This window comes from Vagococcus fluvialis bH819 (assembly GCF_900163795.1).
In the GTDB taxonomy this organism is placed as follows: Bacteria; Bacillota; Bacilli; order Lactobacillales; family Vagococcaceae; genus Vagococcus; species Vagococcus fluvialis_A.
This window is the reverse complement of the sequence record NZ_FWFD01000003.1, coordinates 149,791-176,238: the sequence shown is the minus strand read 5'-3', so window position 1 is coordinate 176,238 and position 26,448 is coordinate 149,791. Positions and strand designations below refer to the sequence as shown.

The window sequence follows — 26,448 nt, the reverse complement described above, 5'->3', positions numbered from 1 at the left end:
TCGCCTTTATAATAAGTGATAGAGGAGCGACTGTATGAACAAATTTAAAGAAATTTTTCTAGATTTAGAAGAAAAAATATTAAACAATGAATACCCGGCCCATACTTTATTACCTAGTGAGAATCAGTTAATAAAAATGTATGGTGTTTCAAGAGAAACGATTAGAAAAGCTTTAAACTTATTAACAAATGCTGGTTATATTCATAAAAAGCAAGGAAAAGGTTCCATTGTATTGGATATGAATCGTTTTGACTTTCCGATATCAGGTTTAACCAGTTATAAAGAGTTACAGGATAATCAGCGTATACCAAGTGAAACTATTGTTGTGGAATTAAAAAAAATAGCAACATCTAAAGAGCTAAGTAAATTAACAGAATGGCCCGTAGCGTCTGAGATTTGGAAAGTAGTCAGACAAAGAAAGATTGATGGAGAGGTCGTCATTTTAGATAAAGACTTCCTACTGAGTGAGATTATTGAAGAGTTACCAAAAGAAAAAGCAGAAGAATCGATTTATAAGTATTTTGAGGAAGAACTTGATTTGACCATTGCTTATGCTCAAAAAGAAATATCAGTAGAACCAGTTACTAAAGAGATTCGAGATTTAATGGATTTGCATGGAGATCAGCATGTCGTAGCTGTTAAGAGTTTAGTTTATTTAGAAGATACAAGATGCTTTGAGTACACAGAGTCCCTCCATCGTTTGGATAAATTTAGATTTGTAGAGTTTGCTAGACGAAGAAAAACCTAATTAAATATTACTATTAAGGCGAAGAGAGTTCTCTTCGTCTTAATGTTATTATTTTACAATAATAATTAGAGTATGTGAAAGTTAGATAAAGGTTTAGGAGGAGAAACAATGGGACAAGAAAAGTTAAAAAAAGAAATTTCGCTATTAGGTGCGTTTTCAACTGTTATGGGGACTGTAATTGGTGCGGGCGTATTCTTTAAAGTTGCAACCGTTACAAAAGAAGCTGGATCGCCAGGCATGACATTACTGGCTTGGGCTCTTGGTGGGATACTTACTTTATGTGCAGGTCTTACAAGTGCAGAGTTGGCAACAGCTATTCCTAAAACTGGTGGAGCAGTTAAATATATTGAATATACTTATGGAAAATTATGGGGATTCTTATTGGGTTGGGCACAGATGATGATTTATTTTCCAGCTAATATTGCGGCCCTATCGATTATATTTAGTACGCAATTAATTAATTTATTCCAACTAAAGGTGGGATACTTACTACCAATCGCTATGGTTGTTGGTTTTTCAGTTACATGTATTAACTTATTAGGAACAAAAGTTGCCTCAAGGTTTCAATCAATTTCTTTGGTTCTAAAACTTATTCCCATTTTATTAATTATTGTTGTCGGATTGTTTAAAGGGAGTGGGGAAACTATTTCATTGATTCCTCAAACAAGTGGTAATCACAGTTTCATGAGTCAATTCAGTGGCGCATTATTTGCGACCTTGTTTGCTTATGATGGTTGGTTAGGTGTTGGAGCTGTTGCTGGAGAGATGAAGAATCCGGAGAGAGACTTACCTAAAGCAATTTTTTCAGGTCTTTTTTTTATAACTTGTGTGTATGTTGTGATTAATTTTGTATTTTTAAAAACGTTACCTTTTGAATCAATTGTTGGAAATGTGAATGCTGCCAGTGATGTTGCTAATAAACTTTTTGGGGACTTTGGTGGTAAATTAGTAACCATCGGTATTTTACTTTCTGTTTATGGTGCTCTAAACGGCTACACAATGACAGGTATTAGAGTACCCTATGCTTTAGCAGAAGAAGAACTTCTTATAGGAAGTAAGTATTTGAAAAAATTATCAAAACACACAAAAATTCCTTATATAGCAGCACTTTTACAAGTGGGAATCGCTATGATTATGATGTCTTTAGGATCGTTTGATTTGTTAACAGACATGTTGGTATTTGTCATTTGGATTTTTAGTGTCATGATTTTTGTAGCAGTTTTTATTTTGAGAAAAAGAGAACCAGAACTTAACCGTCCCTACAAGGTACCTATTTATCCTGTTATTCCGATTATAGCGATTGTAGGTGGTGTTTTTATCTTAGCGGTAACGATTATTACCCAGTTTAAGCTAGCTATTATAGGAATAGGTATTACTTTACTAGGAGTTCCAATCTATCTAATTCAAGCAAAAAAAGTGAAGAAAGACTAATTGGTCTTTCTTCACTTTTTTAGAGTGGAGGTCTTTTTCATCACAATAAGCTTAGTTTGTTTTCATTAACTCAGTAACATAAGCCACAGTTTCTGGTTGTGTTGCTTCAATTTTTTCAATACTCTCTTTAAATTGTGGCAGATGATCTTTGTGAGCAATCAATAATTCATCAAGAATAGTTTTAGCCATTGTTCCACCAGGGATTAAAGGATTCACAGTAAACGCATGTAATGCAGCCCCGTAACTACCTGTAATCGCTGCTTTAATAACCGTTTCTTCCATACCTTTCATGTTTTGAATAACGCCACGAGCAGCAGGTGGAAAGCTACCCCAATTATAAGGTTCGTGGCCATGAGAAGTGACAGGTCCTGAAACCTCAACGACACAATCGTAAGGTAAATCAGTAATAGTACCATTATTTTGAGTAGATACAACCATATCAGTTCTCTTATCATTGAAAATCGAAGCAATTAACTCACATGCAGCATCACTATAGTGAGTGCCGCCACGTTGTTCTAATTCTTTTGGTTTATAGTCTAGATTTGGGTCTTTATAAAGATCGAAAAGTTTAGCTTCAGTTTCTTTAACAACTTGTGCACGAGTTTCACCACGCTTGAATTCTTCGACAGAGTGTTGTAGCATCTCATCTTCAATGTAGTAATAACGATGGTAGCCACAAGGTAGTAATCCTAGATCTTTTAGTTGTTCATAGTGGAAAGGAGCATCCCAAATATTTTTAAGATGACTTTCTTGCTCATTCTGTGGACCATAAATTAAATCAATTAATTCGTCAGTGCGTTCATTGCCGGCTTTATCCCAAACACGGTGCCAATGGAAATGATTAATTCCAGCAAACTTGAAGAATAAATCTTCTTCTGGAACATTTAATTTTTCAGCGGCTTGTTTTCTATGTCCAATTGGCACATTACAAAGACCGGCTGTTTTTGCCCAACCACCATGTTTGATAGCTGCTTCTGTCACCATGCCTGCCGGATTGGTAAAGTTAACTAACCAAGCGTCAGGACATAATTCTTTCATGTCTTCGATGATGCTTAAAATGACAGGGATTGTTCGTAGAGCTTTAAAAATGCCTCCAGCCCCGTTTGTTTCTTGTCCTAAAACACCATGTGACAAGGGAATTCTCTCATCTTTAACACGTGCTTCTAAAAGGCCAACTCTAAATTGTGTGGAAACAAAATCAGCATCTTTTAGAGCTTCCTGACGATCTAATGTTAAATAAACACGCCAATCAAGACCTGCTGCCTTGACCATTCTTTTTGCCATTTCGCCAACAATTTCTAATTTTTCTTTGCCTTCTTCAATATCAACTAGCCAAATTTCTTTAATCGGCAATTGATCCTGTCTTTTAATATATCCTTCAATTAATTCTGGTGTATAACTAGAACCGCCACCAATAGTTACGATTTTCAAAGCATCTCTACTCATGTTTTTCCTCCTAAAATTAATAATTAATTCGCTTACAAATTTAGGATACTTTGTGGGAATGTTCCCATGTCAAGCATTATTTATGCTAAAATTAAAATAAAAAAAGGACAGATTAAAATGCCAACAATTATTGATGTCGCAAAAACTGCTGGAGTATCAAAATCAACCGTTTCAAGAGTGTTAACAGATAATGGTTATGTTAGTAAAGAAAGTCGAAAAAAAGTTTTAAGCGCAATGGAGGAAATTGGCTATATTCCCAATATTTTAGCTAGACAATTTCAATCAGGTGTGACAAAAACAATCGGATTTATAGCACCTAGCTATATGAATACAATGGGAAAATTTTTACAAGTTTTTATGGAGACTGCTAAAAAATATGGTTATTTTGTCAATCTATACTTAACAAGTGAGGATAAACAAAAGGAGATTGAGGCGTTGAATCAAATGAAATTTAAACAAATTGATGGAATTTTTATTTTGACAAGAACTAATGAGTGGGAAGTTATAAAAAAATTTAGTCAATATGGACCAATTTCAACTTGGAACCGAATTGAGGAAGATTGGATTTACTCTTCTTATTTTGATCACTATGAAGGATATTTAAAAGCTCTTAATTATTTGTATAATCAAGGTTATCGTCAGTTTGGTCATGTACTTGGCAATTCACAAAATTTAAATACTAAAGCGCGGCTAAAAGCACTTCATGAATTTCATCAAAATAAAGGACTTAAATTAGATGATGAGTGGTTGATTCAAGAATCTTCTTTATATGATGATGGCAAATTAATCGGAGAAAAGTGGATTGACAGTAAGAGTAAACCGGATGTTCTAGCTTTTTATTCTGATTACATAGCCGCTCAATTCATATCTAGAATTGAAGAAAAAGGGTTTAAGTCACCAGAAAATATCGGTGTATTAGGATTTGATAATAGTGAAATCAGCGAGTTGATGCACTTAACAACCGTTGATTACTCGATTGAAAAACAAGCCTATAATTCGTTTATCTATTTATATAATCAATTGAATGAGGAAAATATAGCTGAAAAAAAACTAACAACAAAAATAATAAAACGAAAAACAATTGTAAATCGAACATAATAAAATAAAAGAGTAGATCAAATGTTTTTTGGGTGAAGTTGACGTGGGAGCAAACATTCTATCCCTTGCTAGTTCAATAAATAAAAAATAAGGGGTATGACAAACGTAAGCCACACTCCCTTAATTATGAATACTTCTGTTTTAAACTCTTATTTTGTTAAAGTTTTACAAGATATTTTTTTAATATTCTTAAGGCAATATCAGGAAATTTATCAGAAAGAAGTCCCATAGCAGATAAAATATAAGACTGATCTAAATAAAAATTAGGTTGGATAGGTTTTAAATAGGAATCATTTTCTACACGTAAACAAGCAGCCATCATCTCTTCTGATTTTTTACTGTGAATCAAGATTCCACCAGTTCCTATAATAGCATCGAACGCACCTAAATCTTTACCTGTTTGATAAAGTAAAATACGTGAAGGGGTGGGTTCTCTACGATAACTACCAGCATGCCGATTGAAAGCTGTTTCGATAGCTATTTTCCCCATTACTTCATCAAAATTAGTTTCTCCAGTAGTTTTAGCGACCATTTCTGGATGAGTAGAACGAAAGGCGCATGCTCGATAAATATCTTCTTCTTCCATATCAGGTAGATAATGGTTAAATTTCTTATATTTTACAGATTCCAATAAACTAAGAGCAGAATATCTCATACCAAGATCACCTTCCACTGTTCTTTTAGAATTAGGTTCTTGTAAACCTTCCATTCGTATTTCTGGATTACTGGGTTTGCCATCACCAATAGAATGCAAATCCGTAGTGGCGCCACCAATGTCAATTACGAGGACACTATCAAGGCCGTTCTCGGTTGCAGTTCCATTTGCCAATAGTTCTGCAGCGTGAAGAACTGCTGTTGGTGTAGGCATTAAAATATTGCCAATTTCTTTTTCTGCTGTATCCATTCCTTTAGCTTCTACAATTTTTTTCATGAAAATATCTCGTAAAATTTCCCTAGTCGGTTGATCATTTAAGACGTTTATTTGTGGCATGACGTTCTCAGTTAAATAGTAAGGAAGATTTGTAGTTTTCAGTAGTTCTTCAATTATAGGATAAGCTTCTTCATTTCCGGCAACGACAAGTGGAAATGGCTGTCTTAATGAGGTAAGTAGTTTAGTATCATTGATAATGCCTTCCGTATTACCCCCGTTCGTCCCACCGCAAACTAGAATAATATCAGGATTGAGTGTTTCGATTTCTACAATATCTTCTTTCTTAAGACCATAACTATAAACTTTAAGGATTCGAGTGCCAGCCCCCAAAGCTGCTCTTTTTGCTGCTTCAGTTGTTAGAGTTGGAGAAAGACCAATAGCAATCATTCTAAACCCACCACGAGCAGATGAACAAGCGAAATGATGTTTAAATTCTATATTGGGTTGATCTATTTTTTCAAGTAGTTCTTTTTTAGCTGTATAAAAACCATCCATAATAGATGTTTCAATTGTAGTTTTTGATTTTGAGGTCCCTAAAATTATCTCCTGAGTTAAATCGACAGCAGTTAATTTTGTATAGGTACTCCCAAAATCAATCAGTAAACAAGCAGTCATTATATTTCCTTCTTTCTTTAAAAATAAAAAAATGTTATTTTATAGTTTTTTTAGTTATCTATTTTCCGTCAAATGAGCGTCTAAATTGATAGTGTAAAAGTTTGGGTGGAGTGGGATTTTATTTTTTATAAATAATGATAAAATAAAAAATATGAAAAAAAATAATAAAAGAATAGCAAATATGATTTTATTTTGACAGAAAGTAACAGCTGTTTAATAAAGAATATCTTTGTTTTTATTTAAACAAGATATTGTTATATAGGCAAACTATTATAAGTAAAAAGGGTGAAAGTCAAAAAAATGTCAAAAATAGGCAGCAAGCAATAATAATAAAAAATAGAAAAATTAAATAACAAAAAAATCAGTTTAAAATGAAGAATAAATATTTAAGAATAATGCTTATAAACTATGTAATTTAAGGTGTTAGGCGTGTTGACACACAAAAAAAGCAGTGTTATTCTTTGTGTGTAATTGAAAGCGCTGTACTTGACAAAAAACAAAAAACTAACTTTTTCAAAAGGGGAAGTTTACAAGAAATTTTTGTTCGGTAGTTCACTGATTTGTTTTTATTAAGTATAATGTATATTAAAATAGAATGAGGTAAGAATACTTACTGTCATTTGTTTTTAACAAAAATAGAGAGGAAGTTGTTTCAATGGCAAAAATAATTGAATGTGTACCAAATTTTAGTGAAGGTAAAAATGAAGAGGTAATTAATGGATTAGTATCAATTGCTAAAAGTGTTGGAGGAGTGACTCTTTTAGATCATTCATCAGACGCTAGCCACAATCGTAGCGTATTTACATTAGTAGGTGACGAAGTAGGGATCCAAGAAGCAGCATTCCAATTAGTAAAATATGCAAGTGAAAACATTGATATGACAAAACAACACGGTGAACATCCACGTATGGGTGCAACAGATGTTGTTCCATTTATTCCTATTAAAGATTCTTCAGTTGAAGAATGTGTTGAAATTTCTAAAAAAGTAGCTAAACGAATTAATGACGAATTAAATATTCCGATTTTCTTATATGAAGATTCAGCTTCTACGCCAAGTCGTAAAAACTTAGCGAAAGTTCGCAAAGGACAATTTGAAGGAATGCCCGAAAAATTAAAAGAAGAAGAATGGGCACCAGATTTTGGTGAAAGAAAAATCCATCCAACTGCTGGAATTACAGCTGTAGGAGCAAGAATGCCACTTGTAGCATTCAACGTAAACTTAGATACATCAGATATTACAATTGCTAACAAAATTGCTAAAATTATCCGTGCTTCAGGTGGTGGATTCAAATATGCTAAAGGTATCGGCGTTATGTTAGAAGATCGTAACATCGCTCAAGTATCAATGAATATGGTTAACTTTGAAGGAACGCCATTATATAGAACATTTGAAACAATCCGTATGGAAGCTAAACGTTATGGTGTTAACATCATCGGAAGTGAAATCATTGGATTAACTCCAGCTAAAGCAATGATTGATTGTGCTGAGTACTACTTGCAAGTAGAAGACTTTGATTATGGCAAACAAATTTTAGAAAACCACTTATTAGGATAAGGAGAGACACATAGATGAAATTAGTAGACTTAACAGTAACAGATTTTATTGAAACATTAGGTTCAGACGCGCCAGCTCCTGGTGGTGGTTCTGCGGCAGCTTTATCAGCAGCAATGGGAATCTCATTAACTAAAATGGTGTGTGAATTAACAATTGGTAAGAAAAAATACGCTGAATTCGAAGATGAAATTAAATTAGTCTTTGATGAAACAAAAGCACTTCAAGATCACTTATTAAAAGCGATTGACGAAGATACAGAAGCTTTTAACGTGGTTTCTGCAGTTTTCAGTATGCCAAAAGAAACAGATGAAGACAAAGCAGCACGACGTAAAGCAATGCAATCAGCTTTAGAAGGTGCAGCTGAATCTCCATTTAGAATGATGAAATTAATGGTTAATGCTTTAGAAGTTACTCAAAAAGCTATTGGTAAATCTAATACAAATGCAGCAAGTGATTTAGGTGTTGCAGCACTTAACTTAAAAGCAGGTCTTCAAGGTGCTTGGTTAAATGTTTTAATTAACCTTTCAGGTATTAAAAATGAAGAATTTGTCGCACAACATCGTGGCGAAGGTGAAAAATTATTAGCAATGGGAACTGCCTTAGCTGATGATATTTATGTTGAAACATTAAAAGTCGTTTAAATCTTTAAAAAAATAAAAAATTAGTTTTTCTAAGAATGAAAGGATGAAATTTTACACATGTCATATTTATCAGATATTGAAATTGCAAACCAAGTTACAATGAAACCTATTAAAGATGTAGTTGCTCCTTTAGGAATTGAAGAAGATCAATTAACTCTTTACGGAAATTATAAAGCTAAATTAAGCGCACACGAATTAGGTAAATTACAAGATAAAAAAGATGGTAAATTAATCTTAGTAACAGCTATTACACCCACTCCAGCTGGAGAAGGTAAAACAACAACTTCTGTTGGTTTAGCTGATGGATTTGCTAAATTAGGTAAAACTGCCATGATCGCTTTAAGAGAACCATCATTAGGACCTGTCTTTGGTGTTAAAGGTGGCGCTGCTGGTGGAGGACACGCACAAGTTGTTCCTATGGAAGATATTAACTTACACTTTACGGGTGACTTCCATGCCATTGGAGCTGCTAACAACCTTTTAGCTGCTTTAATCGACAACCATATTCACCACGGTAACGCATTAAACATTGACAGCCGTAACATTACTTGGAAACGTGTTGTGGATATGAATGACCGTCAATTACGCCATATTGTTAACGGACTTCAAGGTCGTGTCAATGGTGTGCCTCGTGAAGACGGATATGATATTACTGTAGCATCTGAAATTATGGCTGTTTTATGTTTAGCTAACGATCCAGATGATTTAAAAGTAAAACTTAACAAAATGATTATTGGTTACAACTTTGAAGGTAACCCAGTAACTGCAGGAGACTTAAAAGCAGGTGGCGCTTTAGCTGCCTTACTTAAAGATGCGATCCATCCAAACTTAGTTCAAACATTAGAACACACACCTGCAATCATCCACGGTGGCCCATTTGCCAATATCGCTCATGGTTGTAACAGTGTGATCGCAACTAAATTAGCATTAAAATATGCTGATTATGCAATTACAGAAGCTGGTTTTGGAGCTGACTTAGGTGCTGAAAAATTCATCGACATCAAATGTCGCTTAGGAAACTTAAAACCAGACGCAGTTGTTTTAGTAGCAACAATTCGTGCTCTTAAAATGCATGGTGGCGTTCCTAAAAAAGAATTAGAACCAGAAAATGTTGAAGCAGTTATGGCTGGTTTAACTAACTTAGACAAACATATTGAAAACATTCAAGAAGTTTATGGTATGCCAGTTGTTGTAGCAATCAACAAATTCCCATTAGATACAGATGCTGAATTACTAGCTGTAGAAGAAGCTTGTAAAGAGCGTGGCGTAGACGTTGTTCTTTCAGACGTATGGGCTAACGGTGGTGAAGGTGGGAAAGATTTAGCTGAGAAAGTAATCGAATTAGCTGAACGTCCAAACAACTTCAAATTTGTTTATGATTTAGAAGATACTATTGAAGAAAAATTAAACAAAATTGTTCAAAAAGTTTATGGTGGAACTGGCGTAGAAATCGTTCCTGCTGCTCGTAAACAATTGAAAAAATTAGAAGAATTAGGTTTTGGAAACTTACCAATTTGTATGGCTAAAACGCAATATTCATTCTCTGATGATCAAACTAAGATTGGAGCACCTAAAGACTTTACAGTGACTATTCGTAACTTAAAAGTATCTGCAGGGGCTGGATTTATTGTCGCACTTACGGGAGCTGTTATGACAATGCCAGGTTTACCAAAATCACCAGCATCAGAAAGAATTGATATTGATTCAGATGGTAACATTATCGGTTTATTCTAGAAAAAAGGTGAAAGAGATGAACAAAAAAATTATCTCACAATCTGATTATTCAGTGTCTAACTGGAGTGGTGGAGAAACAGCAGAAGTGTTTCTCTACCCACCAGATGGGCAGTATGCTTTAAATAAATTTGATTTTAGAATTTCAACTGCGAAAGTTTCGTTAAATGAAAGTAATTTTTCTAGTTTGCCTGAATACAAACGCATTATTATGTCTTTAGATAATCCTTTAGAACTTCATCATAGTGGCAAAAAAGGATTTCGAAAAGAAGTTTTGGCACCATTTCAAACAGATTACTTTTGTGGAAGTGATATAACAAAAAGTTTTGGAAAATGTACAGATTTCAATTTAATCTACTTACCAAAATATGGTGGTGAAATGACGACTAGACAATCTGATGCAGAAATAGTATTGAAAAAGAATGTCTTTTATCTTTATTTTGCCTTAGAAGATAGTCAGTTGATCATTAATGGAACATCAGCTGAAAAAGAAATAATTAATGTTAAAAAAGGTGATAGTTTAGTTTTAACTGATACTCTCGGTGGAGAAAAAGTTAAAGTTTGTTCGACTATAGAAGGACGCCTGCCGATTGTTGTTGAAGTGAGTGTCCGTTGACAAAAAAGATGCAAGAAGAGCGTATCAAAAAATTGCCAGAAAGATAGTGACAAAACTTGAAATAGAACGTAAGTGAACCGTCCGTTTCGTCAGAAAACAGATTTGGATAGGAAGTCTTTTTGATAAACTCTTTAAATTTTAAAAATTTGGATGTAAAAAAAGAACCAAAGTTAAGTGATCTGACAGATCAGAGAGGGGATTTACAATGAGTTCAGAAACAGAAAATGCAAAATTCAGTTTGAGCGGCGCGACGTTATATGGAATTAACGCAGTAGTCGGCTCAGGAATTTTCTTATTACCACGTACTATTTATATGGATTTAGGTCCAGCGTCGCTACTAGCAATGCTTTTTGATGCGGTGTTAGTATTATTACTTGCTGTGTGTTTTGCGGAAGTATCTTGTTACTTTGATAAAAACGGAGGAGCTTTCCAATACTCTAAATCAGCATTTGGAGATTTTGTCGGATTTATCGTGGGATTACTTGGTTGGTTTGTAACAATTATCGCCTGGTCAGCGATGGCGGCAGGATTTGCTAAGCTGTTAATCATGGCTTTTCCAGCTTTAAAGGGTATGAATACATTTATTAGTATTGCACTAGTTATTTTATTATCTATTATTAACAGTACCGGATTAAAATCATCTAAAATCTTTACAATCACAGTAACAATTGCTAAATTAATTCCAATTGTTGCCTTTGTATTTATCTCAATCTTCTTCTTAAAAGGTGGATTTGATAACGGTAACTTTACACCATTCTTACGACTTAAAGAAGGTATGTCATTATCCAAAGCATTAGGTTCAACATCAATGACAATTTTCTACGCATTTATCGGATTTGAAGCATTACCAGTAGTTGCTGGTGAAATGAGAGATGCGAAGAAAAATATGCCGCGTGCGATTTTAGGATCAATTACAGTGGTATCAGTTCTTTATTTTATGATTATTGCAGGAACAATTGCAATGTTAGGTGTCGGTATTTTAGAAAGTGGCGCACCTGTTCAAGATGCTTTTGGACAAATGGTTGGTCCATGGGGTAAATGGATTATCTCAGTAGGAGCATTAATTTCAATCTTAGGTCTTAACGTTGGGGATTCAATGATGATTCCTAGATACGGCGCTTCAATCGCTGACGAAGGTTTATTACCAAAAGTATTTGCTAAGAAAAACTCTAAAGAAGCGCCATATGTGGCGATTATCGTCTCATGTGTGTTAACTTCTGGTTTATTATTAACTGGTAGTTTTGAACAATTAGCAGAACTTAGTGTTGTGTTCCGTTTCATCCAATATATTCCAACAGCATTAGCGGTTATTTTCTTACGTAAGAAAAATCCAGATGCTAAAACAGCCTTTAGATTACCACTCGGACCAACGATTCCAATTTTAGCAATTGTCGTTAGTATTTGGATGTTGAAAGAGGGAGCTAATTCAAGTAGCTTGATTGCTGGTGGTGTCGGTATCGTCATTGCAGGAATTTTATACTTTGTCTTAAATGGCAGTAAAAAACAAACAAGTTAATCTCTAAAATTTGACATTTTTTAGATAACATTGATTATAATAAGGTTATAGGTTAGGCAACATAAGTAATAAAGTTTAAACATTAGGTTAAATGTAATCAGATGGCTCTAGAAAAACTAGAACCCATAGGAGGAAAATTGATAATGAGCGAAAAAATTATTTTAAATGGTAGAGATTTAACATTGGATCAAGTTGTTGAAGTATCACGTAAAGGAACTCAAATTGCATTAGCTGAAACAGCTATTGATGCCGTTAAAGCATCTCGTAAAATTATTGATGACATTGTTGAAAGTAAACGCACTGTTTACGGTGTAAATACTGGTTTTGGTTCTTTAGTAAAAGTAAGTATTCCACAAGAGGAAACACGTCAATTACAAGAAAACTTAATCCGTACTCACTCAAGCGGCTTTGGCGATCCTTTAAAAGAAGACGAAGTTCGTGCAATCATGTTAATCCGTGTTAACTCTTTATTAAAAGGACACTCAGGTATCCGTTTAAGTACAATCGAAACATTAATGGCAATGTTAAATAATGGTGTCGTTCCTCACATTCCAGAAAAAGGATCTTTAGGAGCTTCAGGAGATTTAGCACCATTATCACATATGGTATTACCAATGTTAGGTTTAGGCCGTGCTTTCTTTAACGGAGAATTAATGACTGGTAAAGAAGCAATGGAAAAAGCAGGCGTTCCTGTAATCCACTTAGAAGCTAAAGAAGGTTTAGCTTTAATCAACGGTACAACTGTATTAACAGCAATTGGTGCTTTAGCTACTCATGATTCAATCGAATTATTAAAACTTGCTGATATTGCAGGAGCCTTATCATTAGAAGTACATAACGGAATCGTTAATGCGTTTGACGAAGAATTACATATTATCCGCCCTCACAGTGGACAATTAGCAACTGCTAAAAATGTTCGTGCATTGATTGCAGGAAGTACTTTAACAACACCAGCAACAGCTGAACGTGTACAAGATGCTTACTCATTACGTTGTATGCCTCAAATTCACGGTGCAAGTAAAGATACAATCGCTTTTGTTAAAACAAAAGTTGAAATTGAAATTAACTCTGTAACAGATAACCCAATCATTACTCGTAGTGGGGATGTTATCTCTGGTGGTAACTTCCACGGTGAACCAATGGCACAACCATTTGACTATTTAGGAATTGGTGCTGCTGAAATTGGTAACGTATCTGAACGTCGTGTGGAACGCTTAGTTAACACTAACTTAAGTGGATTACCTTCATTCTTAGTGAAACATCCAGGTGTTAACTCTGGTTTCATGATTACACAATACGCTGCTGCTTCATTAGCATCAGAAAACAAAATTTTAGCTCATCCAGCAAGTGTTGACTCAATTACATCTTGTGAAAACCAAGAAGACTTTGTAAGTATGGGAACAACTGCAGCTCGTACAGCTCGTGATATCTTAATCAACTCTCGTCGTATTGTTGCAACTGAAATCATGGCTGCTTGTCAAGCCATCGAATTTGTATCAGATCGTGGTGTGATGGGTAAAGGGACTCAAGTAGCCTATGATACATTTAGAAAATATGTTAATGTCATTGAAAATGATAAAGACATTGAAATCTACGATGAATTAGAAAAAGCAACTGATGTTTTAATCAGTGGTGATTTATTAAGAGCCGTTGAAGAAGTAGTCGATTTAGAAATTGAATTTGACTTCAAATAAAAATTAAATACAATAAAGCTTCCGAATATTTAGATATTCGGGGCTTTATTTGCAAAAAGAAGGGGGAGGACTTGTATCAGCTCCCTTTTTTTTGTACTATAAACTTAACAATAATAAGAGGAAGTGTTATATATGGGATATCAAAAACCAAAAGGAACCGCAGATATATTACCAGGTGAGGTAGAAAAATGGCAATATGTAGAAACGGTCGCAAGAAAAGTATTTAAGCGTTATGACATTCATGAAGTAAGAACACCGATGTTTGAGCATATTGAAGTAATCACTCGTGGTGTTGGAGATACAACAGATATTGTGACAAAAGAAATGTATGATTTCCAAGATAAGGGTGGGCGCCATATTACCTTACGTCCTGAAAATACAGCCCCACTTGTTAGATCTTATGTAGAAAACAAATTATTTGGACCAGAACACCAAAATCCATTTAAAGCCTTTTACATCGGACCAATGTTCCGTTATGAACGCGCCCAATTTGGTCGTTTCCGTCAATTTCACCAAATTGGTATTGAAATGATTGGAAGTGCTAATCCTGCCATTGATGTGGAAGGAATTCTTTCTGCGTTAGACTTTTATAGAGAATTAGGCGTTACTCATACTAAATTAGTAATTAATTCTTTAGGTACAAGGGAATGTCGTATGGAATATCGTCAAGCATTAATTGATTATTTAGAACCACAATTTGATGAATTAAGTGGCGATTCACAACGTCGTTTACACACTAATCCCTTACGAGTTTTAGATAGTAAAGATGAAAAAGACAAAGTGATTGTTGAAAATGCACCGTCTATTTTAGATTATTTAGATGAGTATTCAGCTAAATTCTTTGAAGAAGTTAAAGAATTATTAGATGCAGTAGATGTTGACTATGTAGTCGATCATCGCATGGTTCGTGGGTTAGATTACTACAACCACACTGTTTTTGAAATTATGAGTAATGCACCAGGCTATAATGGTAAAATTACAACAATTTGTGCTGGTGGTCGTTATGATGGTTTAGTGAAAGAATTTGAAGGACCTGATAGTCATGATGCAGCCTTTGGTTATGCTTTAGGCTTAGAACGTGCGATTATTAGCATGGAAGCTGAAGGAGTAGCGCTTCCGACAACTCCAGGAGTAGATGTTTACGTAGTTGGTCTTGGCGAAAAAACCAATATTGAAACGTTGAAATTAATCCAAAAAGTTAGAGAAGCAGGCTATACAGCTGAGCGTGACTACTCAAATCGTAAAGCCAAAGCACAATTCAAAACAGCATCTAAACTCAATGCTAAAGTTGCTTTAACGATTGGTGACGATGAATTAGAACGAGAAGTTGTTCGTATGAAGAATATGGATACTGGTGTTGAAGAAGAAGTGAAATTAAGTGATTTATACGCTGATTTTAAAGGGATTGTTGGAGAAAATATTCCTAAAAATTGTAAATGTAAGAACAAGAAATAAAAGGGAGTTTTGAGAAGTGAAACCTCAGATGTACGAGGAAAAAGGAACCATATCAGAATATACACATAAGTTAACGGTGGCGTTTTTATATGCCATGTTATACGCCATTGCTTTAAATTTTTTCTGGCGACCAGCGAATATTTACACGGGAGGAATTACAGGTTTTTCTCAAATAATTACTACAGTATTTGAGAAATTTACAGGTTTTGAGCCTTCAATGTCAGTTATTTATTATTTAATAAATTTACCATTTTTGATTTATGGTTGGTTTAAAATGAATAAAAAATTAGTCATTTTCACTGTCATTAGTGTAACCTTTGCCTCAATAGCTATTGAAATGGTCCCAACGATTGTTTTAACAAAAGATCCTATTATTTGTGCATTATTTGGTGGTGCTATTGGTGGGACATCGATGGGACTTGCTTTAAAGAACGGGATTGCTACAGGTGGTTTAGATATTGGTATTATTGCAATCAGACGGAAAACAGGGAAAAGTATAGGTTCAATATCAATGATTATCAATGGTATTATTGTTATAGCTGCGGGAGCTTTATTTGGTTTTCCATATGCTTTTTATAGTGTAATATCAATTATTGTTAGTGGAAAAGTGATGGATTTTGTTTATACGAAACAACAAAAAATGCAAGTTTTAATTATTACAAGAAACCCAGAGGATGTTATATGTTCTCTTAAGAAAAGATTATTAAGAGGAGTGACTGTTTTAAATGATGAGGCAGAAGGTGCCTATGATCACCGTAAAAAAACAGTCCTTTTAACAGTTATTACAAGATATGAGTTAAATCAGTTAGAAGAAGCAATTGAGGAAGGCGATCCGACTAGTTTTGTGAGTATTTCAGAAAATGTCCATACTTTAGGGAAGTTTGATGATTTTGGTTTGTAAGTTTATTTGAGTATAAAGTAAAGAATTTAAAAACATTTTTATTGGCTATATACTATTAATTTAACAGAAGGGATGATCTAAGTGAAACCCTATGGTATTTTGTTTAATCCAAATGCAGGAAATGGCGAGTCAGAAAGAAAAGCTAAGAATCTTCAAGAAAAATTAAAAAATAATAAAATTGATTCTTTTTTTATAGCAGGAGATAGCCCAGAAAATACTATTCAAAAGTTGATAGATAGAATGTCTGAAATTTCAGCTATTATAGCAATTGGTGGAGATGGAACGCTTAATATAGTCGGGACCGCTTTTATCAGAAGTAATCGAAGTGTCCCTCTAGGAATTATTCCAGGAGGAACGATTAATAATTTTGCGAAACGCTGGAATATTCCGATAGACACAGAGAAAGCGATAGCTGTTATTCTTGATAATTATACGAATAAAGTTAGTATTGGAAAGTGTAACGATCAGGCTATTATTAGTTCTTTTACATTTGGTAAACTAGCAGACATCTCAAATGATGTGAGACAAAGCGAAAAGCAAAAATATGGGCTTATTGTTTATCCGTATCAAGCGTTAAAAAAAATAGGAAGTAAAACGTCATATTTAATTCGTTTTAAAACTGAAAAAGAAGAACAAGATTTAAAAACATGGGTGACGCTGATAACAACAACATCTTATGTAGGAGGATTGCCTTATACTTTAGATGATCCAAATGCATTTCATATTAATATCTTAAATAACATGACGATGTCAAAAGCGATGGCTTATTTGACATATGCTTTTACGGGCCACTTAAAGGGAAAAAAAACCATTACTAGATTAGAAGCAGAGAGTCTTGAAATAATTAATTTAGATTCTGAAATAAAAATACAATCAAGAATTGATGGTGATCCTGGTCCAGACTTACCTCTGCACTTAGAGTGGAAAAAAGACCTAATTGATTTAATGGTTCCAATCAAAAAAGAATAGTAAAAAAGGTGACTAAAAAAATTAATTTTTAGTCACCTTTTTATATTAAAGAATTTGATGATTTTTAGAAACGAGCTCACCGTGTTTATACACGTCTTGAACAAGATTTGTTGCAAAGAAATATAATGGATAGTCAACATTTGGTGCGTCCCAAATGGCAATATCAGCTAATTTTCCTTCTTTAAAACTACCAATTGTATCGCCTAAACCGACAGAGTAAGCAGCATTAATTGTAACTGCATTGAAGACTTGGACTGGTGTTAGATACATTTTGAAACAACCTAATTGCATAATAAATTGGATGTTTGAGGTTGGACAACTTCCTGGGTTACTATCTGTTGACAAGGTAATTGCCATACCTGCTTCTAGCATTTTTTTAGCTGGAGCGTAAGTGTCTTTCATTAAACTAAAAGTTGTTCCTGGTAGTAAGTTACCAATCACGCCACTTTCACTCATTTTTTTGATGCCTTCATCAGTAGCTGCCATTAAATGTTCAGCACTTACCGATTTTAACTCAGCAGCTACATCAACCCCGCCGATTGAATCAATTTCATCAGCGTGGATACGTAATTTAAAGCCTAATTCTTTTGCAGCTTCAAGTAAACGGAATGATTGTTTAGCTGTGAAAACACCTGTTTCACAGAAGATATCACAAAATTCTGCTAAGTTTTCTTCTTTAACTTGCGGTAACATCTCAGCAATGATCATTTCGATAAACGCATCCCCATCCCCATCAAATTCAGGTGGGACAGCGTGGGCTGCCATAAATGTTGAAACTAAATCAATGGGATGATTATGATTTAATTCTTTGACCACTTCTAATTGACGTTTTTCTGTTTCCCAATTTAAACCATAACCACTTTTAGCTTCCACAGTAGTAACACCGTGAATGATCATTTGATCTAATAAGCGTTTTGATTTATCGTATAAGTTTTCAAAAGAAGCGGAACGAGTAGAACGAACGGTACTTAAAATACCGCCACCTTCTTTTAAAATGTCTAAATAACTCACACCATTTAATTTTTTAGCAAATTCATTTTCACGACTTCCACCATAAACTAAATGAGTATGACAGTCGATTAAACCAGGAGAAGCTAATTTTCCAGAATAATCAACAATTTTTGTATGAGAACCGATAAGGGATGTTTCAGGTTCACCTGCTGCTACTTTTAATATTTTTCCATCTTTAATGGCGATAAAACCGTTTTCAATAACGTCTGCTTGATCCATTTCAGCACCCTTTAAAGGTTGTCCATTATCAATCGGACAAAAAATTTGGCTAAAATTTGTTAAAATCTTATCTGCTATCATATTGCTTTTTTCCTCCTTTGATTTACAATAATATTATAACAATATTTACTCGTAATTACTGTAGCTTTTTATCGACTAATTTTTGTCAAATTATTGTAATCGTTTTATTTAGAATGTTTTTTTATAAAAATATTTATTTTATACAAGGGATAGACAGTAAATAGACCGTCTCGTTTTATAGTAGTGGTATAACCTAAAAGAAACATTACTTATGTGAAAAAACAGTAATAACGTATCAACATTTATGCACTTTTTATTGATAATTTTAAGGAGGAAGTAAAATGATTAGTAACACAGATATTAGTAAAGCAATGACAATTAAATTGCCAGAAGTATTACCAGATATGCCGGTATTTCAAGAAGGTATTAGACGTGCTCCAGATAGAGGGTTCCGTTTATCAGAATCGCAAACAATATTAGCATTAAAAAATGCTTTAAGATATGTACCAGAACAATTTCATGATCAAGTCATTCCAGAATTTTTAGAAGAATTAAGAACTCGTGGACGTATTTACGGCTATCGTTGGTATCCAAAAACACGTGTTTACGGAAAACCAATTGATGAGTATAAAGGAAAATGTGTCGCTGCTAAAGCAATGCAAGTTATGATTGATAACAACTTAGACTTTGATATCGCACTTTATCCATATGAGTTAGTAACTTACGGGGAAACTGGACAAGTATGTTCAAACTGGATGCAATACCAATTAATCATGAGCTACTTAGAAGAAATGACAGATGAGCAAACATTAGTTGTAGAATCTGGACATCCAATGGGATTATTCGCTTCTAAAAAAGATGCGCCACGCGTTATCATTACTAATGGTTTATTAATTGGAGAATACGATAACATTAAAGATTGGGAAATTGGGGAACAAATGGGTGTCACTAACTACGGTCAAATGACTGCTGGTGGTTGGATGTATATTGGCCCTCAAGGTATTGTTCATGGAACATTCAATACATTATTAAATGCTGGACGCTTGAAATTAGGCGTTGCTGATGATGGTGATTTAAGAGGTAAATTATTCATTACATCAGGACTTGGTGGTATGAGTGGGGCTCAAGGTAAAGCAGGAGAAATTGCTAAAGCTGTAGCAATTGTAGCAGAAGTTGACCGCTCTCGTATTGATACTCGTTTAGAACAAGGTTGGATTTCTCACGTAACTGAAACACCAGCAGACACAATGAAATTAGCAAAAGAATACATGGATAAAGAAGAAACAACGTCTATTGCTTACCATGGTAACATTGTTGATTTATTAGAGTATATTAATGAAAATGATATTCACGTACATTTATTATCTGACCAAACATCTTGTCATAATGTTTACGAAGGCGGCTATTGTCCAGCTGGTATTTCATTTGAAGAAAGAACAAGACTTCTAGGTGAAGATCAAGATAAATTCCGTGTTGAAATTGACAAAACATTGAAACGTCACTTTGAAGTTATCAAAGCATTAACAGCTAAAGGAACTTATTTCTTTGACTATGGTAACTCATTCATGAAAGCTATCTATGATACAGGAATTAAAGAAATTTCTAAAAATGGTGTGGATGATAAAGACGGATTTATCTGGCCATCATACGTAGAAGATATCATGGGACCTATGTTATTTGACTATGGTTATGGACCATTCCGTTGGGCATGTTTAAGCCGTAAACACGAAGATTTAATGGCTACTGATAAAGCAGCTATGGAAGTAATTGATCCAACACGTCGCTATCAAGATCGTGATAACTATAATTGGATTCGTGACGCTGAAGAAAATAAATTAGTTGTAGGTACTGAAGCACGTATTCTTTATCAAGATGCTATGGGACGTGTTAATATCGCCCTTAAATTCAATGAAATGGTAAGAGAAGGTAAAATTGGACCTGTTATGATCGGTCGTGACCATCATGATGTATCTGGTACAGACTCTCCATTCCGTGAAACTTCAAATATCAAAGATGGTAGTAATATTACTGCTGATATGGCAACACAATGTTACGCAGGTAACGCAGCTCGTGGTATGAGTTTAATCGCTCTACATAACGGTGGTGGTGTTGGTATTGGTAAATCTATCAATGGTGGCTTTGGTTTAGTATTAGACGGAAGTGAAACAACTGACGAAATTATTAAATCTGCTATTGCTTGGGATACTATGGGTGGCGTTGCTCGTCGTAGTTGGGCACGTAATCCACATGCTATTGAAACATCAATGGAATACAATGAAATGCGTAAAGGATTAGACCATATCACAATCCCTTACATTGCTGATGATGCTAAAGTAGAAGCAGCAATTAAACCTTTATTTAAATAATGATTGTGTGAACTTCCTATCCAAGTCATTGTTGTAAAAAAATAATCTACTAAGAACCTTAAGAATTTAGAGAATATCTTTCTTCTTAAGGTCTTTTTGTATCTGCATTTAAAACTATAAAAAATGGTATTTGTTGATATTGTGGTAGTGACGATTGCCATCTGAGTTATGCTAAAATTTAATAGACTTCTTATAAAATACGCTATTTATTGATCGTTTAATGAAAAAAAGTTTAACTTTACTTGTTAACAGTTCTTTCACAAAAAAATGATTAATTTATTCAATAAATGAGGTTTCTTTGTGGACAGTTTGTTTATTTTATCACTAAAAAAAGGTATAATGAATTTTGTAAATGTTTTAACAGATAAAATGTATGACTGTTACAAAGAATGACTAGTTAGGAGGAAGTAAACTTGTCTAACCGCTTAAGTTGTAAAATGTTTGGACATCCTGAAATAAGATTAAACGATGAAGCAATTCTTTTTTCTTTTTCTAAAATAGATGCTTTGCTTTATTACTTGATAGTAACTAAATCAGCAAGTAGAGATGAAGTTGCCGGTTTGCTTTGGCCAGATAAAAGCGACCAAAATGCAAAAAAGAATTTAAGAAACGCTATCTATCAAGCGAATAAAATTTTAGGTGTAGAGATCATTAGTTCTCCAAATAAAGCATTACTCGTATTGAATGGATCGGTTGATCTAGATATTGATGTTGATAATTTTATGAAACAAACTCAGGAAAATTTATTTTTATATAAAGATGAATTTTTAAAAGGTTTTTTCTTAAAGGATTGTGAAGGATTTGAAATTTGGGTTGTAAAAATGCGTAGCTTTTACGAGAAAAAGTTTTTACAAGAATGTTTGAGAAAAATTGAACAAGATATTGAAAATGGAAATTTAGAAGATGTTGAAAAGAATATTTACCAGTTAATTCATATTGATGAGTTTGACGAATCAAATTATCAATTATTAATGAAATTTTATCAGACAAACCAAAGAGATGGAAAAGTGGTTGAAACATATTATAATTTATCCAATACTTTGAAAACAGAACTAGGAATTACACCTAATAAACAAACAAAAAAAATATATGAAGATTCATTAGACCATTTAAATAACCATAATAATCAAGGGAAACAACGATTTAGTTCTTTATTTTATGGACGTTTTGATGAACTAAAACAAATTGAAACTCAGTTGAATTCATTTAAAAATAACCAGTCTTTTCTATCTATGGTAATTAGTGGAGAAGCTGGTATTGGAAAAAGTGCGCTGGCTAACGTTGTTTTGGATAATATCCAAAATGAGGTAACTGTTGTTGAGACACAGTGTTACCAAGTAGAAGAAAAGTATTCTTTTAGGCCTTGGAAAAAAATTATCGATAAATTATCAATGATTATTAAAGAAAACCAACAAATAAATTTAGAAATTTGGGAAGAAGCTATTTCAAAAATTTTTCCAAATATTGAGGCACATTTAGCTGGAGCGAAGTTAGTTGAACGAGAGTCCTCGGTTAATTTAAATGTTTTATCCGATGTTTTGATTGATACTATCAATCGTATTTCTGAGAAAAGTAAGTTGTTAATTTTTATTGAAGATATTCAATGGATGGATTCAAGTAGTCTAGAACTATTAACAAATGTCATGATGAATGTAAGTGAAAATGTCATTTTTTTAATGACTTCTAGAAAAGTAAACCGTGTAGAATTAGACTTCTTTTTAAATAATTTAATTCAGTGTTCTCTATTAAAAATGATTAAATTAAACCCCTTTACATATCAAGAGACAAACGAGTTTATTCTAAAAAAATTAGATAATGATCAAGTGACAGATCACTTAGTTGAAAATGTCTATAAACACACAGAAGGAAATTTGTTTTTCTTAATTGAATATGTCAGTTTACTTCAAAGTAATGCTAACTTAAATACGATGACTGTTAAAATGAAAGATGCTTTAAAAAATAGATTTTTGTATTTAACTGAAGGAGAACAAGAAGTAGTTAATATTGTTTCTTATTTTTATGATTATGCTTTATTGGATGATTTAGTAGAAATTCTAGGTATGGACAGCTTAATAATTGTTAACATGATTGAAAATCTTGTTAAGAAAAATATTCTTAAGGAATTAGATATAAATGGTGAGATGGGCACCACTTTTACTCATATTAAGTTAAGAGAATTTATTTATATGAATCAATCAATTGGGAAAAAACGTATTATTCATAAAAAAATAGCACATTATTTAGAAAGTAAGATACACTTGAATGGTGTAGATAATTTACTTTATGATAATATCTCTTACCATTATAAAAAAGGGAAAGATGATTTAAAAGCGTTGAAATATAAATTATTATATCTTGAAAAATATTTAGGTTTTTATCATGAACTTTTCCCGATTGATATAGAAACTCAAGGAACATTTAAAGAAGAGCTGACATTCAGTCAAGAAAAAGTTTTTAAACAATTTGATAAAATTCAAAACTCTTTAGATTTATTGAAAGTTCAGTACCAAGGAAACGAAGTGTTTGAACAGTTAACACGTCAGTTTTTATATCTAGAAGGTCGTTATTTAATCAAATATGGTGAATATAAAAAAGGAGTTCAAGATATTGAACAAGTTATTACTCGCTCAAAAGAATTAAAAGACAACGGCTATCTTTTGGCAGGATACAAACAAATGATTTATTACTATATTCAAATTGATGAACCAGAAAAAATGATTGGTTACATTGAGTTAGCACTGGATTTATCAATTAAAGAAAATAATCATCAATCCATAGGTGTTTTGTTAAGACTCAAAGGATTATATCAAATCATGTGTGGTAATAACTTGATTGCTGAAAAATTACTTCGAGAGTCTATTAATACCTTTATGTTAACCGATGAAATCGCTAAAAAATATGCGGTAAACATTGCAGCGGCGTATAACTATCTAGGTGAAATCAGATTTAATGAAAATAACTACAGCGAAGCCTACGAAATGTTTATAAAATCAATTGAGTTGTGTGAAGAAAAAAATACACTATCGAGTTTGTCGGTTTTTTATACGAATGCAGGAGCAGCTTGCTTTGCTCAAGGAAATCTAGAAAAAGCTAAAGATTTATTATTGAAATCTCGAGCTATTTACGAAGAGCTCCGTACGTTTTGGAAAAGACCACGTCTAGATGCTTATATGGCTTTAATTTATTTACAAGAAAAAGATTATGAACAAGTTAAATACTATTTAGATAAGGGAAAAGAATTTGCTGAACGAATGGGGAATAATAGAGATATTGGAATTGTTGAATTTGGTAAATCTGTTGTGAGCAAAGAGTTAGTTGCTCAAGGAGAGAGTTTATCAGATTGGCAAAATTGGCTGTCACGTGATTCAGAATCATATGCAATAGACGCATTAAGTCACTTAAATCAATATCAAGATGCCTATGAAATTAATTTTTTAAAAGATATTTTATAAATAAAAACTAGATCAGATGTCCCGTATCAAATAACGAGATAAATGGTCTGTTTTTTTGTTAGAATAATAGCAAAATTTTTGAATAAAAAAATCTTATGATACTTAACAAATATAAAAGATATTTGTCATGTTTAATGATAAAATAAATATACATAATAAAAAAATTTGATGAGGAATGATGAGATGTTTGCTTGGGTTGTTGGAATTATTTTTATAGTTTTAATCAGTATTTGTATTTACGGAGCTAATTTTTTTGTCAATGTAGCATTTTTTAAAGACTCAACTTGGTTTGCTAAAAAAGGACATGCTTTATTTAACCCCGATAATTTTAGTAAAGAAAAAACGGTTTACACAGAAATTGAAGACAGACAAAACGAAGAAGGACATTCTTTTTGGGAAGAAGAGGCAACTGAAGAAATATTTATGCCATGGAACAATGAAACACTATGTGCTAGAGTATTTAGGGCTGTTCCGACAACTAGTAAATGGATCATAGCTGTACATGGCTATCGTTCTTCTGGTAAAAGAGATATGTCTTATCCAGCGAAAGTTTTGAATGAAGCAGGATTCAATGTCTTAGTACCAGATTTACAAAGTCATGGAAAGAGCACAGGAAACGAAATTGGAATGGGTTGGCTTGAAAAAGAAAATGTCAAAGCCTGGATTGACAAAATCATTAGCCATTATCCAGAGGCTGAAATTATTTTATTTGGTGGGTCAATGGGTGCGGCCACAGTTATGATGACGAGTGGCGATCAATTGCCGGAGCAGGTGAAAATTTTAATTGCTGATTGCGGATATATCAATATTTATGATGAGTTTTCGTATTTGTTATCTTCAGCCCTAAAATTACCAGCGACCCCCATTTTATTTTTTGCTAATTATCTTGCTAAATTTAAACTAGGTTTTACATTAAAAGAAGCATCTAGTGTCGAGCAACTTAAAAAAAATAAGCTACCAATATTATTTTTCCATGGCACAAAAGATAAATTTGTTCCTCATGAGATGGTCTATAAAAATATGGAAGCAACTATTGGTATCAAAGAATTGGTACTAGTAGAAGATGCGCCTCATTTATGTTCATGGGTTTATGAAGAGAAAAAATATTTTGAGACCATTTTAAATTTTATTAATGAGAATTTAACCAAAGGAGATAGACATGGAAAATAAAAAGAATATGAAATTAGCAATGACTCTAATTTTACTTGCAGCAACGATGAGTAGTTTAGGGCAGTTAGCCTGGAAAATAGGAGCAGATGCAAGTGATAACAAGTTTGCTTATTTAATGTATTTTATTGGTTTAGTAGCTGCAGGAATTGGGATGGTTGTTTTAATGATTTCCTTTAGATTTGGAGAAGTTTCTATTTTGCAACCTATGATGAGTGTTGGTTTTGCTTTATCGATTATTTTTGGTGCTATGTTTTTAAATGAAGGAATCACAACTTTGAAAGTTGTAGGGACACTTTTTATTATTGGTGGCTCAGCTCTCTTAGGATATGAAGGGGGAAAAGATAATGACTGATATGCTTAAAATTATTCTTATTCTGATTATCACAACTCTTTCAGGAAGTATCGGCGCATTAGCTTTAAAGCAAGGTATGAACGAACTGGCTGAAGTAACTTTTATCAAATCAATTACGAATAAATGGTTACTTATTGGTTGTTTTTTATACATTGTTAGTGCGGCAACTAATATTGTTTTATTTAAATTTTTAGATTATTCTATCGCTTTTCCGATGACATCCTTAACATATGTTTGGACTGTTTTTATTTCATACTTTACATTTAAAGAAAAAATTACTCCTTTAAAATTATTATCAGTTGGTTTGATTATGATTGGTGTTGTTATTATTAGTCAGTAATTAAATTAGAGTGCTTTGGTGAATAAAATCAACAAGGTGAGTCAAAAAGTTATTTTACTCTTCTGACTATTAAAAGCTATTTACATAAATAAGATAGAAGCTGACAATTGGGTCAGCTTCTTTTATTCTTTCATCTCATTTTGGAAAAGATATAATAAATGGTAAAATGT

The 26,448-nt window shown here is 33.2% G+C and carries 20 protein-coding genes; 17 read left to right on the top strand and 3 right to left on the bottom strand.

What is annotated here, in order from left to right; all coding sequences use genetic code 11:
• The first annotated feature begins 34 nt into the window (after positions 1 to 34).
• Together treR and FM121_RS01170 are read left to right on the top strand one after the other, a co-directional pair.
• Positions 35 to 748: a trehalose operon repressor gene (gene treR / locus FM121_RS01175; protein ID WP_086950326.1), complete on the top strand. Its 714-nt coding sequence runs from the start codon at positions 35 to 37 to the stop codon at positions 746 to 748.
• A gap of 108 nt (positions 749 to 856) precedes the next feature.
• The gene (locus FM121_RS01170; RefSeq protein WP_086950325.1) at positions 857 to 2,179 is read left to right on the top strand and encodes an APC family permease; all 1,323 of its coding nucleotides are present in this window, start codon (positions 857 to 859) and stop codon (positions 2,177 to 2,179) included.
• A gap of 51 nt (positions 2,180 to 2,230) precedes the next feature.
• Here FM121_RS01170 and FM121_RS01165 read toward each other — a convergent pair whose 3' ends face one another.
• Positions 2,231 to 3,625: a 6-phospho-beta-glucosidase gene (locus FM121_RS01165; protein WP_086950324.1), complete on the bottom strand. Its 1,395-nt coding sequence runs from the start codon at positions 3,623 to 3,625 to the stop codon at positions 2,231 to 2,233.
• Positions 3,626 to 3,742: 117 nt separating this feature from the next.
• Between FM121_RS01165 and FM121_RS01160 the strand changes: the two genes are divergently transcribed.
• On the top strand, positions 3,743 to 4,723 hold the full coding sequence (locus FM121_RS01160) for a LacI family DNA-binding transcriptional regulator (RefSeq protein WP_086950464.1): 981 nt from the start codon (positions 3,743 to 3,745) through the stop codon (positions 4,721 to 4,723).
• A gap of 157 nt (positions 4,724 to 4,880) precedes the next feature.
• Here FM121_RS01160 and glmL read toward each other — a convergent pair whose 3' ends face one another.
• Positions 4,881 to 6,269, bottom strand: coding sequence for a methylaspartate mutase accessory protein GlmL (gene glmL / locus FM121_RS01155; RefSeq protein ID WP_086950323.1), 1,389 nt, complete (start codon positions 6,267 to 6,269; stop codon positions 4,881 to 4,883).
• Between the two features lie 655 nt (positions 6,270 to 6,924).
• Between glmL and ftcD the strand changes: the two genes are divergently transcribed.
• The 9 genes from ftcD (at position 6,925) to FM121_RS01110 (ending at position 17,347) form a co-directional block, all read left to right on the top strand.
• A complete protein-coding gene (gene ftcD / locus FM121_RS01150; protein WP_086950322.1) occupies positions 6,925 to 7,824 on the top strand; it encodes a glutamate formimidoyltransferase in 900 nt (299 codons plus the stop codon).
• 14 nt (positions 7,825 to 7,838) lie between these two features.
• Positions 7,839 to 8,465: a cyclodeaminase/cyclohydrolase family protein gene (locus FM121_RS01145; RefSeq protein ID WP_086950321.1), complete on the top strand. Its 627-nt coding sequence runs from the start codon at positions 7,839 to 7,841 to the stop codon at positions 8,463 to 8,465.
• A 57-nt stretch (positions 8,466 to 8,522) separates the two neighbouring features.
• Positions 8,523 to 10,199: a formate--tetrahydrofolate ligase gene (locus FM121_RS01140; protein ID WP_086950320.1), complete on the top strand. Its 1,677-nt coding sequence runs from the start codon at positions 8,523 to 8,525 to the stop codon at positions 10,197 to 10,199.
• A 16-nt stretch (positions 10,200 to 10,215) separates the two neighbouring features.
• Positions 10,216 to 10,812, top strand: coding sequence for a HutD family protein (locus tag FM121_RS01135; protein WP_179203763.1), 597 nt, complete (start codon positions 10,216 to 10,218; stop codon positions 10,810 to 10,812).
• A gap of 205 nt (positions 10,813 to 11,017) precedes the next feature.
• On the top strand, positions 11,018 to 12,328 hold the full coding sequence (locus FM121_RS01130) for an APC family permease (protein WP_086950318.1): 1,311 nt from the start codon (positions 11,018 to 11,020) through the stop codon (positions 12,326 to 12,328).
• Positions 12,329 to 12,471: 143 nt separating this feature from the next.
• A complete protein-coding gene (gene hutH / locus FM121_RS01125; RefSeq protein WP_086950317.1) occupies positions 12,472 to 14,022 on the top strand; it encodes a histidine ammonia-lyase in 1,551 nt (516 codons plus the stop codon).
• A gap of 132 nt (positions 14,023 to 14,154) precedes the next feature.
• Positions 14,155 to 15,477, top strand: coding sequence for a histidine--tRNA ligase (gene hisS / locus FM121_RS01120; protein WP_086950316.1), 1,323 nt, complete (start codon positions 14,155 to 14,157; stop codon positions 15,475 to 15,477).
• A gap of 28 nt (positions 15,478 to 15,505) precedes the next feature.
• Positions 15,506 to 16,378 (top strand): YitT family protein, encoded by an 873-nt coding sequence (locus tag FM121_RS01115; RefSeq protein ID WP_086950463.1) that lies wholly within the window; start codon positions 15,506 to 15,508, stop codon positions 16,376 to 16,378.
• Positions 16,379 to 16,459: 81 nt separating this feature from the next.
• Complete coding sequence (locus tag FM121_RS01110) at positions 16,460 to 17,347, top strand: diacylglycerol/lipid kinase family protein (RefSeq protein ID WP_086950315.1); 888 nt, start codon at positions 16,460 to 16,462, stop codon at positions 17,345 to 17,347.
• Positions 17,348 to 17,392: 45 nt separating this feature from the next.
• Here the strand turns inward: FM121_RS01110 and hutI are convergent, their stop codons facing one another.
• The gene (hutI, locus tag FM121_RS01105) at positions 17,393 to 18,658 is read right to left on the bottom strand and encodes an imidazolonepropionase (RefSeq protein WP_086950314.1); all 1,266 of its coding nucleotides are present in this window, start codon (positions 18,656 to 18,658) and stop codon (positions 17,393 to 17,395) included.
• 281 nt (positions 18,659 to 18,939) lie between these two features.
• Between hutI and FM121_RS01100 the strand changes: the two genes are divergently transcribed.
• The 5 genes from FM121_RS01100 to FM121_RS01080 all read left to right on the top strand — a co-directional run bounded on the left by FM121_RS01100 (position 18,940) and on the right by FM121_RS01080 (position 26,278).
• Entirely contained in the window at positions 18,940 to 20,964 is a 2,025-nt protein-coding gene (locus tag FM121_RS01100) for a urocanate hydratase (protein WP_086950313.1), read from the top strand.
• Positions 20,965 to 21,377: 413 nt separating this feature from the next.
• Positions 21,378 to 24,416, top strand: coding sequence for an AAA family ATPase (locus FM121_RS01095; protein ID WP_086950312.1), 3,039 nt, complete (start codon positions 21,378 to 21,380; stop codon positions 24,414 to 24,416).
• 183 nt (positions 24,417 to 24,599) lie between these two features.
• Positions 24,600 to 25,586 carry an alpha/beta hydrolase gene (locus FM121_RS01090; RefSeq protein ID WP_086950311.1) on the top strand — a complete coding sequence of 329 codons (987 nt, stop codon included), beginning with the start codon at positions 24,600 to 24,602 and terminating at the stop codon, positions 25,584 to 25,586.
• Positions 25,576 to 25,938 carry an EamA family transporter gene (locus FM121_RS01085; RefSeq protein WP_256958386.1) on the top strand — a complete coding sequence of 121 codons (363 nt, stop codon included), beginning with the start codon at positions 25,576 to 25,578 and terminating at the stop codon, positions 25,936 to 25,938. Before FM121_RS01090 ends, FM121_RS01085 begins: the two co-directional genes overlap by 11 nt.
• A complete protein-coding gene (locus FM121_RS01080; protein ID WP_086950309.1) occupies positions 25,931 to 26,278 on the top strand; it encodes an EamA family transporter in 348 nt (115 codons plus the stop codon). The genes FM121_RS01085 and FM121_RS01080 overlap by 8 nt, the downstream gene beginning before the upstream one ends.
• Positions 26,279 to 26,448 lie beyond the last annotated feature (170 nt).

Bases quoted from the DNA above. Each gene is read 5' to 3' on its own strand.
- treR (WP_086950326.1), top strand. From the start codon at position 35: ATGAACAAATTTAAAGAAATTTTTCTAGATTTAGAAGAAAAAATATTA.
- FM121_RS01170 (WP_086950325.1), top strand. From the start codon at position 857: ATGGGACAAGAAAAGTTAAAAAAAGAAATTTCGCTATTAGGTGCGTTT.
- FM121_RS01165 (WP_086950324.1), bottom strand. From the start codon at position 3,625: ATGAGTAGAGATGCTTTGAAAATCGTAACTATTGGTGGCGGTTCTAGT.
- FM121_RS01160 (WP_086950464.1), top strand. From the start codon at position 3,743: ATGCCAACAATTATTGATGTCGCAAAAACTGCTGGAGTATCAAAATCA.
- glmL (WP_086950323.1), bottom strand. From the start codon at position 6,269: ATGACTGCTTGTTTACTGATTGATTTTGGGAGTACCTATACAAAATTA.
- ftcD (WP_086950322.1), top strand. From the start codon at position 6,925: ATGGCAAAAATAATTGAATGTGTACCAAATTTTAGTGAAGGTAAAAAT.
- FM121_RS01145 (WP_086950321.1), top strand. From the start codon at position 7,839: ATGAAATTAGTAGACTTAACAGTAACAGATTTTATTGAAACATTAGGT.
- FM121_RS01140 (WP_086950320.1), top strand. From the start codon at position 8,523: ATGTCATATTTATCAGATATTGAAATTGCAAACCAAGTTACAATGAAA.
- FM121_RS01135 (WP_179203763.1), top strand. From the start codon at position 10,216: ATGAACAAAAAAATTATCTCACAATCTGATTATTCAGTGTCTAACTGG.
- FM121_RS01130 (WP_086950318.1), top strand. From the start codon at position 11,018: ATGAGTTCAGAAACAGAAAATGCAAAATTCAGTTTGAGCGGCGCGACG.
- hutH (WP_086950317.1), top strand. From the start codon at position 12,472: ATGAGCGAAAAAATTATTTTAAATGGTAGAGATTTAACATTGGATCAA.
- hisS (WP_086950316.1), top strand. From the start codon at position 14,155: ATGGGATATCAAAAACCAAAAGGAACCGCAGATATATTACCAGGTGAG.
- FM121_RS01115 (WP_086950463.1), top strand. From the start codon at position 15,506: ATGTACGAGGAAAAAGGAACCATATCAGAATATACACATAAGTTAACG.
- hutI (WP_086950314.1), bottom strand. From the start codon at position 18,658: ATGATAGCAGATAAGATTTTAACAAATTTTAGCCAAATTTTTTGTCCG.
- FM121_RS01100 (WP_086950313.1), top strand. From the start codon at position 18,940: ATGATTAGTAACACAGATATTAGTAAAGCAATGACAATTAAATTGCCA.
- FM121_RS01090 (WP_086950311.1), top strand. From the start codon at position 24,600: ATGTTTGCTTGGGTTGTTGGAATTATTTTTATAGTTTTAATCAGTATT.
- FM121_RS01085 (WP_256958386.1), top strand. From the start codon at position 25,576: ATGGAAAATAAAAAGAATATGAAATTAGCAATGACTCTAATTTTACTT.
- FM121_RS01080 (WP_086950309.1), top strand. From the start codon at position 25,931: ATGACTGATATGCTTAAAATTATTCTTATTCTGATTATCACAACTCTT.